At 63.2% G+C, this 13009-nt stretch carries 15 protein-coding genes; 9 read left to right on the forward strand and 6 right to left on the reverse strand.

The window, feature by feature from the left end; genetic code table 11:
- Positions 1-2 precede the first annotated feature (2 nt).
- Both AC04SF_RS09435 and AC04SF_RS09440 read left to right on the forward strand, forming a co-directional pair.
- Entirely contained in the window at positions 3-1010 is a 1008-nt protein-coding gene (locus tag AC04SF_RS09435; protein WP_488477558.1) for a ribonuclease T2 family protein, read from the forward strand.
- A gap of 91 nt (positions 1011-1101) precedes the next feature.
- Positions 1102-1713 (forward strand): hypothetical protein, encoded by a 612-nt coding sequence (locus tag AC04SF_RS09440; protein ID WP_488477559.1) that lies wholly within the window; start codon positions 1102-1104, stop codon positions 1711-1713.
- Position 1714: 1 nt separating this feature from the next.
- Here AC04SF_RS09440 and AC04SF_RS09445 read toward each other — a convergent pair whose 3' ends face one another.
- Positions 1715-3001 (reverse strand): GGDEF domain-containing protein, encoded by a 1287-nt coding sequence (locus AC04SF_RS09445; RefSeq protein WP_488477560.1) that lies wholly within the window; start codon positions 2999-3001, stop codon positions 1715-1717.
- A 256-nt stretch (positions 3002-3257) separates the two neighbouring features.
- Between AC04SF_RS09445 and ettA the strand changes: the two genes are divergently transcribed.
- The 5 genes from ettA to AC04SF_RS09470 all read left to right on the forward strand — a co-directional run bounded on the left by ettA (position 3258) and on the right by AC04SF_RS09470 (position 8010).
- Positions 3258-4907 (forward strand): energy-dependent translational throttle protein EttA, encoded by a 1650-nt coding sequence (ettA, locus tag AC04SF_RS09450; RefSeq protein ID WP_488477561.1) that lies wholly within the window; start codon positions 3258-3260, stop codon positions 4905-4907.
- Between the two features lie 47 nt (positions 4908-4954).
- Positions 4955-5725, forward strand: coding sequence for a trans-aconitate 2-methyltransferase (gene tam, locus AC04SF_RS09455; RefSeq protein WP_488477562.1), 771 nt, complete (start codon positions 4955-4957; stop codon positions 5723-5725).
- A gap of 112 nt (positions 5726-5837) precedes the next feature.
- Positions 5838-6173, forward strand: coding sequence for a hypothetical protein (locus tag AC04SF_RS09460; protein ID WP_475450069.1), 336 nt, complete (start codon positions 5838-5840; stop codon positions 6171-6173).
- Positions 6174-6302: 129 nt separating this feature from the next.
- Positions 6303-7424: a beta-ketoacyl-ACP synthase III gene (locus tag AC04SF_RS09465; RefSeq protein ID WP_096447512.1), complete on the forward strand. Its 1122-nt coding sequence runs from the start codon at positions 6303-6305 to the stop codon at positions 7422-7424.
- Positions 7425-7593: 169 nt separating this feature from the next.
- Positions 7594-8010, forward strand: coding sequence for a GFA family protein (locus AC04SF_RS09470; protein ID WP_488477563.1), 417 nt, complete (start codon positions 7594-7596; stop codon positions 8008-8010).
- Between the two features lie 27 nt (positions 8011-8037).
- On the opposite strand, the gene AC04SF_RS09475 is transcribed toward AC04SF_RS09470, so the two are convergent.
- The 3 genes from AC04SF_RS09475 to AC04SF_RS09485 all read right to left on the reverse strand — a co-directional run bounded on the left by AC04SF_RS09475 (position 8038) and on the right by AC04SF_RS09485 (position 9595).
- Entirely contained in the window at positions 8038-8604 is a 567-nt protein-coding gene (locus AC04SF_RS09475; protein WP_488477564.1) for a methyltransferase family protein, read from the reverse strand.
- 157 nt (positions 8605-8761) lie between these two features.
- Positions 8762-9154, reverse strand: a complete 393-nt coding sequence (locus tag AC04SF_RS09480) for a VOC family protein (protein WP_488477565.1) — start codon at positions 9152-9154, stop codon at positions 8762-8764.
- Between the two features lie 18 nt (positions 9155-9172).
- Positions 9173-9595, reverse strand: coding sequence for a tautomerase family protein (locus tag AC04SF_RS09485; protein ID WP_488477566.1), 423 nt, complete (start codon positions 9593-9595; stop codon positions 9173-9175).
- Positions 9596-9686: 91 nt separating this feature from the next.
- On the opposite strand from AC04SF_RS09485, the gene AC04SF_RS09490 reads away from it, so the two are divergent.
- Together AC04SF_RS09490 and AC04SF_RS09495 are read left to right on the forward strand one after the other, a co-directional pair.
- Entirely contained in the window at positions 9687-10349 is a 663-nt protein-coding gene (locus tag AC04SF_RS09490) for a TetR/AcrR family transcriptional regulator (RefSeq protein ID WP_488477567.1), read from the forward strand.
- A gap of 17 nt (positions 10350-10366) precedes the next feature.
- A complete protein-coding gene (locus AC04SF_RS09495) occupies positions 10367-10984 on the forward strand; it encodes an MOSC domain-containing protein (RefSeq protein WP_488477568.1) in 618 nt (205 codons plus the stop codon).
- A 66-nt stretch (positions 10985-11050) separates the two neighbouring features.
- Here the strand turns inward: AC04SF_RS09495 and AC04SF_RS09500 are convergent, their stop codons facing one another.
- Together AC04SF_RS09500 and AC04SF_RS09505 are read right to left on the reverse strand one after the other, a co-directional pair.
- The gene (locus AC04SF_RS09500) at positions 11051-11890 is read right to left on the reverse strand and encodes an SDR family oxidoreductase (RefSeq protein ID WP_488477569.1); all 840 of its coding nucleotides are present in this window, start codon (positions 11888-11890) and stop codon (positions 11051-11053) included.
- A gap of 132 nt (positions 11891-12022) precedes the next feature.
- On the reverse strand, positions 12023-12985 hold the full coding sequence (locus AC04SF_RS09505; RefSeq protein ID WP_488477570.1) for a D-amino acid aminotransferase: 963 nt from the start codon (positions 12983-12985) through the stop codon (positions 12023-12025).
- Positions 12986-13009 lie beyond the last annotated feature (24 nt).

Below are 13009 nucleotides of genomic sequence, written 5' to 3' on the forward strand. Positions count from 1 at the left end.
TCATGCGCATTGGTGTCGTTTTCGGATTGGCCATGCTGGCGGTTTCGCTGGCCAATGCTGCGCATGCCGAAGTCAAGATGAGCGGCACCTTCGTTGCCGACGCGGCCTGCCCGGCAACGCAGGCCATCAAGAACGGCAAGAACCCCGGCAATGTCTCGACCGATGCCGGACAGAGCTACCAGTTGCTTGCCGGCAACAAGGATGCGCCGACGCATTATCTGATCCTGGTGCCGGGCGCCGATCCGGAGCGGCGCTGGGTGAAGGTCACTTGCGGCCATCTGTCGGGCAGCAGTGCGGCGACGGTGCCGGCGGCCCCTGGCGGGCAAGGCAAGCCGGCCGCGGCGGGAAAACCCGAATATGTCTTCGCGCTGAGCTGGCAGCCGGCTTTTTGCGAGACCAAGTCGAACAAGACCGAATGCAAGGCGCAAAACCCGAACGAGTTCGATGCCACCAACTTCACCTTGCACGGCCTGTGGCCGCAGCCGAACGGCAATTTCTATTGCCAGGTGGCGGCAGGCGACAAGGCCAACGACAATCCGGCCCATTGGAAGGACCTGCCGCCGGTCAATCTGGAGGCCGGCACCCGCAAGGAGCTCGATCAGGTGATGCCGGGCACGGCCTCCCAGTTGGAACGGCATGAATGGATCAAGCACGGCACCTGCTATGGCAAGAGCCAGCAGGAGTATTTTTCCGATGCGCTCGGCCTGATGCGGCAGGTCAACGCCTCGCCGGTGCGTGAACTCTTCGCCAAGACCATTGGCGGCAAGCTGACGGCGGACCAGATCCGCGGCGCCTTCGACACCGCCTTCGGCGCCGGAGCAGGGGATCGCGTGCGGGTATCCTGCGTCATCGATCCTTCGAACGGCCGGCGGCTGATCGGCGAACTGACGCTCGGCCTTGCCGGCCCAATCGGCCCGAATTCTTCGCTCAAGGACTTGCTGCTTGCCTCCGTGCCGACCAACAAGGCCGGTTGCCCGACCGGCACCGTTGACGCGATCGGGTTCCAGTAAGGACGCCGCGGGCTTTCGATACGCCGTCGCGGCTGTCGCCGGCCAGTGAACTGGTGCTATGCTGTCCCGGCATCATTGAACGGGGGCGGCAATGAATGGCATAACAAGCAGCGCGCTGGCGCGGCTGGCCTTCTGGGCCAAGGGCATGGTTTCGATCAACGACGCCCGGATGGAGTGGCCGGGTTTTTCCTACAGCGATGCCGAGTGGGCGCGCATGCGCACGCTGTCCGAGCCGATCGGCACCGGGACCTACCAGCTGTTCACCATCGTCAACGCGGTGATCTTCATCGCCATCGCCGCGCTCGGCATTTTCGGCGTCTTCCTGCCGCTTGCGACGCGGCTGTTTCCGGTGCCGGCTGAAACCAGCGCGCTGAAGTTTTCGCTGCTTCTGGCCGCCTGCGCCTTCCTCATCATCGGGCTCGGCCTGCCGATCTCGATGCGCCTCTCGGCCATGCTGCTGGGCGGCAAGACGGTGCGCGCGGCGCTGGCCCCCGCTGCCGGCGATGAGGCGCTGGCCGCAAAAGTGTCCTGGCAGATCAACCGCATCATGCTGATCATGTGCGGGCTGCTGGTGCCGGGCATTCTTTTGTTCATCGCCTATGACATCCAGGCCGGGCCGATCATCACGGCGCTGAAATGGCTGGCGATCGCGCTGATGGCGGTCTCGACGCGAACAGGTATTGCGCGACAGAGAAAATCGTAGATCAGAACTGCGCCGACTTCGTCCAGGCAGTGGCGGTGTCGGGCTCGTGGCCGCCCGGCTCGCCGACGACGCGATCGCGTCCTGTCGACTTCGCCTTGTAGAGGCGCTGGTCGGCGAGCGCGAACAGATCGGCAAGGCAGCGTGTCGTTTCGCCGACGGTTGAAACGCCGGCGCTGACGGTCAGCTCGAAGCGGCTGGTGGCGGCCGATGCCTTGACAGCGTGGCGGATGCTCTCGCCAAACAGCCTGGCGACCGGATGCGGGCGCGAACTCAGGATGGCGAATTCCTCGCCGCCGATCCGGAACACCTGGTCTTCGGCGCTCGCCACTTCGCGAAGCAGGCTTGCGAGCGCCTTCAGCACCTTGTCGCCTTCGGCATGGCCGAAACGGTCGTTGATCGACTTGAAATGGTCAACATCGACGATCAGCAGGCTGAGCGGCCTCGCCGTGCGCAGGCTGACCTCGACAGCGGCTTCACCGTCGGCGTCGAAGCGGCCGCGGTGCAGCAGGCCGGTCAGGCCGTCGCGGCCGACATGTTCGACCAGCGCTTCATAGCGTTCGCGATAGGTCAGCGTTTCGAAAATATCGGTCAGCCCGCGCGGCAGCGGAATGTCACGGGCCTCGAACCATTTGAGATAAGCCACGAGCATGGCGCTGAAGGTCAGCGCCGCCGCCATCTTGGCGAACCAGCCGCCGAAGAAGACCGCGATCGGCGCGCCGGCGACGAAATGCAGCGCCGTGAAGAAACCGGCCTGGTCGAAGGTCAGCACGCAAGCGACGCAAATCAGGATGCGCGCGAATTGCGCCTGGCGCAGGTGCCGGCCAAGCTTTTCATAAAGCAGGATGATCAGGATGGCGTCGATGAACAGCAGGGTCGTGCCCCACACCATCAGCCAGCCCATCTCGTCGATGAAGCCGATGTCGGGAAGCTTGCCGTCGGGGAGCGGTGCGATGACGTGCAGGCGCAAAAGCAGCACCAGCCCGATCATCAACGCATTGCCGAGCAGCAGGCCGTAGATCGGCTGGCGCACGGTGGCGGCGTCCTCCTTGATGTAGAGCAGGAGCAGCATCACCAGCTTGCCCGAAAACAGCACCGCCGAGCCCGGCGAGACCAGGCCGAATGGCAGCGCGACGTAAAAGACGCTGGCGAGATAGGTTTCCAGGAAATGCATGACGCCGAGCGCGCAGACGAAGACGCCGAGGCCAATGCGCTTGCGGAAGCGGAAAAGCGTCACCATGACGCTGAAGTAGACGACCGCTTCGGCAAGGAGCAGGAAACTGTTCAGCAATGCCGTCGATCCGCTTTCTCTACCGGAATCGCGGCCAGCCAGCGATTCCACCCCGATCCTGTTTTGACGCGGAAGGGTTAACCAGAGATTTCAACATGCCTCGCGACCGGTGGAAAACTTCGGCGGTCGGCGCACACTTGACCGTGTGTTCGGCTTGATCTGGCAAAAGCGATTGCCGTTCGGCCCCGCATCGCCTACATAGCGCCCAACCTCCATTCAATTCGACAATCCAGTCAGTTTTCAGGGAAAAGCGCGCGTGGCACGCCAGTTCATCTATCACATGGCCGGCCTCAACAAGGCCTATGGCACCAAGAAGGTGCTCGAGAACATTCATCTGTCCTTCTATCCCGATGCCAAGATCGGCATTCTCGGCCCCAACGGCGCCGGCAAGTCGACGATCCTCAAGATCATGGCCGGCATCGACAAGGAGTGGAGCGGCGAGGCGTGGCTGGCCGAAGGCGCCACCGTCGGCTACCTGGCGCAGGAGCCGGCGCTCGACCCGAAGAAGACGGTGTTCGAGAACATCATGGAAGGCGTCGCCGCCAAGACCGCTATCATCGAACGCTACAACGAACTGATGATGAACTATTCCGACGAGACGGCCGACGAGTCGGCCAAGCTCCAGGACGAGATGGACCGGCTGAACCTGTGGGATCTCGAACAGCAGGTCGAAATGGCGATGGAAGCGCTGGGCTGCCCGCCCAAGGATGCCGATGTCACCAAGCTTTCGGGCGGTGAGCGCCGCCGCGTCGCGCTTTGCCAGCTCCTGCTGCGCCAGCCCGACCTTCTGCTGCTCGACGAACCGACCAACCATCTCGACGCAGAAACCACGGCGTGGCTGGAAAAGCATCTGCGCGCCTATCCCGGCGCCGTGATGATCATCACCCACGATCGCTACTTCCTCGACAACGTCACCGGCTGGATTCTCGAACTCGATCGCGGCCGCGGCATTCCCTATGAGGGCAACTACACCAAATATCTCGAAGCCAAGGCCAAGCGCCTCAAGCAGGAAGGCCGCGAGGACGATGCCCGCCAGCGTGCCATCGGCCGCGAGCGCGAGTGGATCCAGTCGAGCCCGAAGGCCCGCCAGACCAAATCCAAGGCACGTATCCAGGCCTTCCAGGACCTGCTGGATGCAGCCGACAAGCGCCGCCCGACCGACACGCAGATCGTCATCCCGCATGGCGAGCGGCTCGGCAATGTGGTGATCGAGGTCGACGGCCTGTCGAAGGGTTTTGGCGACACGCTGCTGATCGAGGGCCTGGAATTCAAGCTGCCGCCGGGCGGAATTGTCGGTGTCATCGGCCCGAACGGCGCCGGCAAGACGACGCTGTTCCGCATGATCACCGGCCAGGAAAAGCCCGATGCCGGCACCATCCGCGTCGGCGAGACGGTCAAGCTCGGTTATGTCGACCAGAGCCGCGATGCGCTTGATCCGTCGAAGACGGTGTGGGAAGAAATCTCGGGCGGCGCCGAAGTGGTCAAGCTCGGCAAGTTCGAGGCCAACACGCGCGCCTATTGCGCATCATTCAACTTCCGCGGCGGTGACCAGCAGCAGAAGGTCGGCAATCTCTCCGGCGGCCAGCGCAACCGCGTGCACCTGGCCAAGATGCTGAAGACCGGCGGCAATGTGCTGCTGCTCGACGAACCGACCAACGATCTCGACACAGAAACGCTTGCCGCACTCGAAGACGCGCTGGAAAATTTCGGTGGCTGCGCGGTCATCATCTCGCACGATCGCATGTTCCTCGATCGTCTGGCCACGCACATCCTCGCCTTCGAGGGTGACAGCCATGTCGAATGGTTCGAGGGCAATTTCGAGGACTACGAGCAGGACAAGATCCGTCGGCTCGGGCCCGAAGCCGTCAACCCGCACCGCATGACCTACAAGAGGCTGACGCGGTAGGGGACAAACCGGGGCGGCGAATTCTCAAGGCGATATGAGGAGTTCAAATGGCTGACTGGTCCGCCGCCCAATATCTGAAATTCGAGGACGAGCGCACGCGGCCGGCGCGTGATCTCGCAGCGCAAGTGCCGGTCGATTTTCCGCGCCGGGTCGTCGACATAGGTTGCGGGCCCGGCAACTCGACAGAGCTTCTGGTAGAGCGCTGGCCGGATGCGCAGGTGAGCGGCTTCGACACCTCGCCCGACATGATCGAGAAGGCGAGGGCGCGCCTGCCCAATGTCAGCTTCGATCTTGCCGATGCATCGACATGGCAGCCGGCCGAGCCGGTCAATGTGATCTTCGCCAACGCGGTGTTCCAGTGGCTGCCCGAGCATCCGGCAGTCTTCCAGCGGCTGATGGGCTTTCTCGCCCCTGGTGGCGCGCTCGCCATCCAGATGCCGGACAATATGGCCGAGGATTCGCACCGGCTGATGCGGGAAACAGCGGCAGAAGTGCCGTTCGCGGCGAAGATCAAGGATGCGGCGCGCGCGCCGCTGCGGCCGGTGTCGTTCTACTATGACCTCTTGTCGCCGCTCTCCGACCGGCTCGACATCTGGCACACCGTCTACAACCATCCGCTGGCCGATGCCGAGGCGATCGTCGAATGGGTGAAGTCGACGGGGCTGAAGCCGTTCCTTGATCCGCTCGATGCCGACGAGCGCAAAATCTTCCTCGACAGCTACACCGCAAAGATTGCCAAGGCTTATCCGAAGACCGCCAACGGCAAGGTGCTGCTCCGCTTCCCGCGCATCTTCATAGTCGCCAAGCGGGCAGGCTAGGAAAGAATTACCCACTTTGTGTGCGGCCCTTTGCGGCGGCTTGACCCGGTTTAACCGCCGTGCCCAACTCATCGCGTGGGATCACGATGGCCCGTGTGGCAGGGGGTGAATGATGACTTTGAAAAGATTGCTTTACGGTGGCGGCGTGTGCGCGGCCGCACTTCTGGCGTTCTCGGTTTCGGCGGAAGCCAAGCGGGCGCGCTGCTTCACCACGGATGACGGCTATTTCGCGTGCAGCTATCGCGCGATCGACGATGCCGGCAGCTTCCGCATCTCGGCGCCGGGCTATCCGACCTATGTGTTGGAGATCGATGGGCCGGGCTTTGCCTATGGCTATGTCAATCTCGGCCGCCGCAACGTGCCGTTGCCGGGACAGTTTGTTCGCAGCCGCGACGACGGCGCCTGCTGGAACAACCCGCAGACCAACACCAAGCTGTGCGCCTGGTGAGATCGGATTCAAGCCGGCCAAAACCTTTGGTTTAAGCCGGCGTAAACCGGCCGGATGAGAAAAGTGTTGCGCCGAAGCGTTTCGGCGCCCACATGAAGCCGCAATGCTGCGGATGGGACTGACTGAAACATGCATCGCGTCATCATCAGCGGCATCGGCGCTGAAATTCCTGAAGCTGTCATCACGAATGAAGAACTGGTCGAGAGCTTCAACAGCTGGGTCGACACCGAGAACGCGCGGCGCCAGGGCACCGACGAGCCCTTGCTGCAGAAATCCGACAGCGACTTCATCGTCCATGCCTCAGGCGTGAAATCCCGCCATGTCATCGAGCGCGAAGGCATTCTCGATCCGACCCGCATGACGCCGCGCATTCCGGCGCGGCCGGATGATGCGCTGTCGCTGGAAGCCGAATTCGGCATCGCCTCGGCCAGGAAAGCGCTCGACCATGCCGGACTTGAACCGTCCCAGATCGACCTGATCATCTGCTCAGCCTCGCATCACCAGCGGCCCTATCCGGCGATCGCCATCGAAATGCAGGAGGCGTTGGGGACCAAGGGCGCGGGCTTCGACATGGGGCTTGGTTGTTCGTCCGCGGCGGCTGCGCTGCATATGGCCGTCAATCTGGTGCGCTCGGGCGCGCACAAGCGCATCCTGGTGACGACGCCGGAAATCATCACCGGCCATCTCAATTTCCGCGACCGGCAGACGCATTTCATCTTCGGCGACGCCTCGGTGTCGATGGTGGTGGAGGGACTTGCCCAGGGCGACAAACGGCCGGGGCGTTTCGAGGTGTTGGACACCCGCCTGTGGACGCAGATGTCGAACAACATCCGCACCAATCTGGGCTACCACACCCGCACCGCCCAGGATGATCCCTACATGATCAACCTGGAAGGCAATCTGATCAAACAGGTCGGCAACAAGGTGTTCAAGGAAGTCACCGTCGCCGGCCAAAAATTCATCGTCGAGTTCCTGGCCGAGCACGGTCTGACGCCACAGGCCGTCCGGCGCTTCTGGCTGCATCAGGCCAATGCGCGCATGAATGCGATGATCCTGAAACTGTCGTTCGGCCACGATGTCGATCACGACCGTGCGCCGATGGTGCTGGAGCGGCTCGGCAACACGGCGGGTGCCGGCGCCATCGTCGCGCTGTCGGAGAACCATGCCGACATGAAGCCCGGTGATTTCGGCTTGATCTGCGCCTTCGGCGCGGGGTATTCGATAGGCGGCGCGCTTATCCGAATGCTCTAAGCGATGTCGCGCTGACGCTGGCCTGAAAGGCCATTCGGACCTTCGTCCGCAGTTCGGCCGCTTCGCGCCCGTTTTCCACTCCCATTCAGCCTGACCTGACCCTCGACGCAACCCGTGTTGGGGCTCGGCTTGAATCGACGCGATCTCGTTTCAGAAAGGAGAGTTTCCAATGGTTGATGCCCGATGCAGTTGCGGCGCTCTCACGCTGACGCTTCAAGAACCGTCAAAACTGGTTGTCGCCTGCCATTGTCTCGACTGCCAGCGCAGAACCGGCTCACCCTTCGGCGTCGGTGCCTTTTATCCTGCCGACGCCGTCGCCATCTCTGGAACCGCGAAGGAATTCACCCGTGAGGCGGCGAGCGGCGGCAAGGTGCACAACTACTTTTGTTCCAACTGCGGCTCGACGGTCTATTGGAAAGCCGACAGGCTGCCGTCGATGATCGGCGTCGCCGTCGGCGCGCTGGCTGACCCGAACTACCCGCCTCCTGTCCGCTCGGTCTTCGAACAGTCGAAACATGATTGGGTTCAAATTGACGGTGCCGTCGACCATTTTCGGCAAGGCAGCGGGGCGAGAAAATCGGGCTGAGCCGGCGTTCCAACGCGCCTTGCCGTGTCAGGCCGGCGTAAAGGGAACCAGCATCGGCACCCGCCGCGCGTAATCGTCATAGGCAGGGCCAAGTTCGCCGCGCAGGAAACGTTCCTCGAGCTTTGCCTTGATGATGATGCCGATAGTGAGCAGTGCGACACCTGCAATGCCCCAGACAGTGCCTTTCGCCGCCATGGTGGCAAGAAGCGCCAGCAGCAATCCTGTGTAGATCGGATGCCGGACCAGCCCATAGGGGCCTGTATCGACCACACGGTGGTCTGCCTTCGCGGTGACCGAGGCCGACCACAGCCTGCCCAGATGGATGCGTGCCCACCACGAGAAGATGAGGCCGATGGCGATCAGGGCGATGCAAACCCAGGCCTCGGCCAAGGTCGGAGTCCACAATCTCAGCCTGCCTTCGTAGCCGTGCGCCGGGACGAACAGCAGGACGGTGCCCGCCAGCCAGAAGATGCGATAGCGGACCTCCGCGCCGATGGTGGCGCGTTTTTGAGCCGGATCAGCCCACACGGCAGCCGCAATCCAGGTGACCACCCAGACGAGCCAGAGCAGCCCGATTATCGTCACCGGTCGCATGAGTGCCTCCGCAGTGTCAGGTCTTTTTATGCATGTCGTTTTCCCAAAACCGAGGTCACTTTTGGGCGACATGCATCAGACCACCATGAAAGCGATCCGACGCGGCGGCAATGCGGCACCAATTCCCATTTCCGGTAAGAAGATCGTGATCCCTTCTTCATTCACTGGCGAACATCCACTGCACGCCATAGGCGTCGACCAGCATGCCGAAGCTGCTCCCCCAATATTGCCGCGCCAGGGGCACAGTGATGCGGCCACCGACGGCCATGCGGGAGAAGAGGTCCTGCATGGCGACGAGGTCGTCGAAATCGAGCACCATGGCGGAGCCTTTCATGGGCTCCGCATCGTCATTGTCGGAGGCATGGAACAAGACGCCCGGGCCTTCGAAGCGCGCGTGCAGGATTTTTCCGCGCATGGTTTCTGTGCGCACCGGCATGCCGTTGTCACCCCAGCGCAGCAGGATCGTTGCCCGGCCAAGGCCGCACTGTTCGTAGAAGGCCAGTGCCGGCTCGCAATTGGTGGTGAAAAACAGCGAAGGGGAGAGCCGCATTAAATCTTCCCTATCAGATCAGTGCGCGGCGGCGGTGGCGGCGGCAATGAGAGCATCGCCGGTAAATTGCCTGTCGCCGATGCCCCAGCCGCCGTCGGGCGCGTTGACGATGTTGATCCAGGTGTTTTCGGGCCTGTGCTCGGGCACGCAGAGTTCGGCGACAATCCCGGCGGCCGTGGTGATGAAGACCTGGCGGGCCTCGATCGAGCCAAGGCCGATATTGGGCAATTTCAACTCGACCATCACCACGGGCCGATTGGTGCCGCCGGCATAAATGTGGTGCGGCGGCAGGACATGGACTGTGCCGCCGACGATCGACGTGAAGAAGGAATTGCCGCTGGCGCCGGAGGCCTCGATAAGGGCGGCGCTGAGGCGGGGCAGGATCTCGCGCTCTCCGGCCTCTGTCAGGACGCTTTCCGGCGCGGTCACGGTAATGGGCATTCGGTCTCTCCTTGTCCTCGGGCTGCACGGCCTTGCCGGAAGATCGTCTTCCGCCTTGCCATGTTTCGTATCAATTGTTACGTTATGTGGAGTGAGCAAGTCAACGGGTTTCGTATCGATCACTATGGATAATTTGGAAAAGCCGCGCGGCGGCCGGCCGCGCGCGTTCGACCCCGACCGGGCACTGGATGCGGCTATGCATCTGTTCTGGGAGCATGGCTATGAGGCGACGTCGCTGGCCATGCTGCGGGAGGCGATGGGGCTGACGCCGCCGCAGATCTACAACGCCTTCACCGACAAGGAGACTTTGTTCCGCAAGGCGCTGACGCGCTACCACGAGACGGAGATCAGCTTTGCGCTGGAGGCGCTGAGCGCGCCGGTCTCGACACGGGAGGCGATCCGGCGGTTGCTGCTGGGGGCGGCGGAGGCCTATTCCAGGCCCGGCAAGCCCGGCGGCTGCCTTTTCGTCAGCGGTGCCCTGGCGGCCTCGCCGCAGGCGCAAGCCATTGCGGATGAACTCAAGGCCTATCGCAAGGCGAGTGAGGCGGCGATCGCGGAGCGGCTGGCCAAGGGGAGGGCGGTGGGCGATCTGCCGGAAGGCTTCTCCGTCGAAAGCTTCGCCAAATATATCGCCGGCGTCATGAACGGCATGTCGATCCAGGCGCGGGACGGTGCATCGGTCGAAGAGTTGCGCCTTTTGGCCCAAACCGCTCTTGCGGCCTTGCCGGCCGAAGAGCAAAAACGGGAAGCATGATTCAAGGACGGAACGCCATGCTGGATCTCTTCCCCGAGGCCGAGAAACCGGTCGAAATCATCCCTGCCAAGAAGCTCTCCGCCCTCGCGGCAGCGCTCTATGTCGCGCCAGCGGATCATTTCCAGACAAAACCGGTGGAGGAGTTGCGGCTCGGCTTCGACGGCATTTTGGGCGATTTCCACGCCGGATCGACACGGCGCTCGGGCGGGCGCGAACCCTGGTATCCGCGCGGCACCGAAATGCGCAACGAGCGGCAGCTATCGATCGTGGCTGCGGATGAACTGGCCATCGTCGCCGAGCGGATGGGCTTGGCCGAGATCAAGCCGGAATGGATCGGCGCCAATCTGGTGGTCGAAGGCGTGCCGCATCTGTCGATGCTGCCGGCCGGCACGCTGCTGTTCTTCAAGGATGGCGTGACCCTGAAGGTCGACGCCCAGAACGGACCATGCCGCATTGCTGGGCGGTCGATCGCTGAAAATGCCGGAATGGCCGACATCGAAGCCGGCGCGCTGTTGTTCCCCAAAATGGCAAAGCGGTTGCGTGGTGTCGTCGCCTGGGTCGAGAAGCCCGGAACGATCAGGGCCGGCGAAGAGATTTCGGCGCGAGTGCCGGAACAGTGGATTTATCAGGCATAGCCGCGCGTTCTCATCGTGGCCGAAGGGCTACGCCGCCGATGAACGGCGTAGCAGAAGCGCCGGGCCTCAGCCCTTGCGGTTCTTCCTGGCGCCTTGCGCCATGACCGACACGTGGTCCCATTTGTCCCAGGTGGCGAGGCGGTTGGCGTATTCCTGGCGGATCATCGGCAGGCCGCCGTCACCGAAGAACACTCTGAGCGGCGGCTCGGCCGCGTCGACGATGGCCAGCATCGCCGGACCGGTGGCTTCGGGATCGCCGGCGACCGAGTTGGCGCGGCGCTCGGCCATCTTGGCGCGGGCGGGCGCATAGGCCTCGATCGGCTTGGACACCTTGGCGGAGGCGCCGGACCAGTCGGTGGAGAAGCCGCCCGGCTCGACCAGCGTGACATGGATGCCGAATTCCCCAACCTCGATGCTCAGCGACTGGCTGAAGGCCTCCAGCGCCCATTTCGAGGCGTGGTAGAGGCCGAGCGAGGCGAAGGCATTGACGCCGCCGATCGACGAAATCTGGATGATGTGGCCGGACCCCTGTGCCCGCATGATCGGCAGGACCGCCTGCGTGACCCACAGAGCGCCGAACACATTGGTTTCGATCTGGTCGCGGGCTTCCTGCTCGCTGACTTCCTCGATGGCGCCGAAATGGCCGTAGCCGGCATTGTTGATGACGACGTCGAGCCGGCCAAAACGCTTGTGCGCCTCGGCGACAGCGGCATCGACGGCTTTCTTGTCGGTGACGTCGAGCTTTATCGCGGCGATGTTGTCGCCATACTTCTCGACCAGATCGGCGAGCGTGCCGGCGTCACGGGCTGTCGCGGCAACGCGGTCGCCACGCGCCAAAGCGGCCTCGGCCCAGACGCGGCCAAAACCCTTCGACGATCCGGTGATGAACCAAACCTTGTTTGTCATGATGTGGAATCCTTGCCCCTGCGGGCGTGATTTTGGGTGGAAGCGGAGGCTTCTCCGCTTTCGGGCATATACGGTCTATGGCGCGGTTTTCCAGAGGCGAGGGGAAATCTTTTTGAACAAGAGGCCCTTTGATCAGGGGTAATTCACCTGAGACGACCACGCCGGATCGTCGTGCTTTCGCCAGTAGAGTGCCATCAGCCGGCTGGTGATAGGCCCGATCTTGCCATCGGCGATCGCCGCGCCATCGATCTCCGTCACCGGCATGATGCCGCCGGCGGTTGAGGTGATGAAGACCTCGTCGGCCGCCTTGAGCGCGGCGACGCTGACATCGGCCGCGGTGGCGACAAGACCTTCCTCGCCACAGAGATCGAAGACGGTGCGCCTTGTGATGCCGGGCAGCACGCCGATGGCCGGCGTCGACAGTCTGCCGCCCTTGACGCAGAAGACGTTGAAGCCTGGCCCTTCGGCGGCGTTGCCGTTGAAGTCGAGGAGGAGCGCGGTCTCGGCGCCGCGGTCATAGGCATCGTAGAGGCCGCGCACCAGGTCGAGCCAGTGGTAGTTCTTGATTGCCGGATCGATCGAAGCCGGCGGGATGCGCATCTTGTCGCTGATGGCGACGCGCAGGCCGCGTTGCAACTGCTCGGCATTGGCGACCGAGCCGAAGGGCACGGCGAAGGCCATGAAGCGGTTGATCGCCTGGCGCGGATCGCGGCTGAAGGTCGGCGAGGCGCCGCGCGTGCACAGCATCTCGACATAGGCGGCGCGATGGCCGGACAGCGCCACGCAATTGTGCAGGATTTCAGCCACGCCATCCCTGTCGAAGGGGATCGCCATGCGCAGTTTTTCCAGCCCGCCGAAGAAGCGATCGAGATGCAGATCGAGGCGGAAGAAGCGGCCGTCCCAGACATGCACCGTGTCGTAGGTGGCGTCGGAATGCAGGAAGCCCCAATCCAGCACCGAGATCTTGGCTTGCGACATCGGCAGGTACTGGCCGTCGAGGAAGGCGATGCCCTCGGGATAGGCATGCGGGTCGACATGGCGATCGCTCACCGCTGGCAGCGGCTTTGAAGCCTGTGTTGCCGTCGTCTGGTCCATCGGGGCCTCCTCGCGCAGGATCAT

The organism is Mesorhizobium sp. CNPSo 4671, assembly GCF_057784245.1.

What these genes read in the sequence shown, in the direction of transcription:
- AC04SF_RS09435 (WP_488477558.1), top strand. Translation starts at nt 3, where the DNA reads ATGCGCATTGGTGTCGTTTTCGGATTGGCCATGCTGGCGGTTTCGCTG.
- AC04SF_RS09440 (WP_488477559.1), top strand. Translation starts at nt 1,102, where the DNA reads ATGAATGGCATAACAAGCAGCGCGCTGGCGCGGCTGGCCTTCTGGGCC.
- tam (WP_488477562.1), top strand. Translation starts at nt 4,955, where the DNA reads ATGGCTGACTGGTCCGCCGCCCAATATCTGAAATTCGAGGACGAGCGC.
- AC04SF_RS09460 (WP_475450069.1), top strand. Translation starts at nt 5,838, where the DNA reads ATGACTTTGAAAAGATTGCTTTACGGTGGCGGCGTGTGCGCGGCCGCA.
- AC04SF_RS09465 (WP_096447512.1), top strand. Translation starts at nt 6,303, where the DNA reads ATGCATCGCGTCATCATCAGCGGCATCGGCGCTGAAATTCCTGAAGCT.
- AC04SF_RS09470 (WP_488477563.1), top strand. Translation starts at nt 7,594, where the DNA reads ATGGTTGATGCCCGATGCAGTTGCGGCGCTCTCACGCTGACGCTTCAA.
- AC04SF_RS09475 (WP_488477564.1), bottom strand. Translation starts at nt 8,604, where the DNA reads ATGCGACCGGTGACGATAATCGGGCTGCTCTGGCTCGTCTGGGTGGTC.
- AC04SF_RS09480 (WP_488477565.1), bottom strand. Translation starts at nt 9,154, where the DNA reads ATGCGGCTCTCCCCTTCGCTGTTTTTCACCACCAATTGCGAGCCGGCA.
- AC04SF_RS09485 (WP_488477566.1), bottom strand. Translation starts at nt 9,595, where the DNA reads ATGCCCATTACCGTGACCGCGCCGGAAAGCGTCCTGACAGAGGCCGGA.
- AC04SF_RS09495 (WP_488477568.1), top strand. Translation starts at nt 10,367, where the DNA reads ATGCTGGATCTCTTCCCCGAGGCCGAGAAACCGGTCGAAATCATCCCT.
- AC04SF_RS09500 (WP_488477569.1), bottom strand. Translation starts at nt 11,890, where the DNA reads ATGACAAACAAGGTTTGGTTCATCACCGGATCGTCGAAGGGTTTTGGC.
- AC04SF_RS09505 (WP_488477570.1), bottom strand. Translation starts at nt 12,985, where the DNA reads ATGGACCAGACGACGGCAACACAGGCTTCAAAGCCGCTGCCAGCGGTG.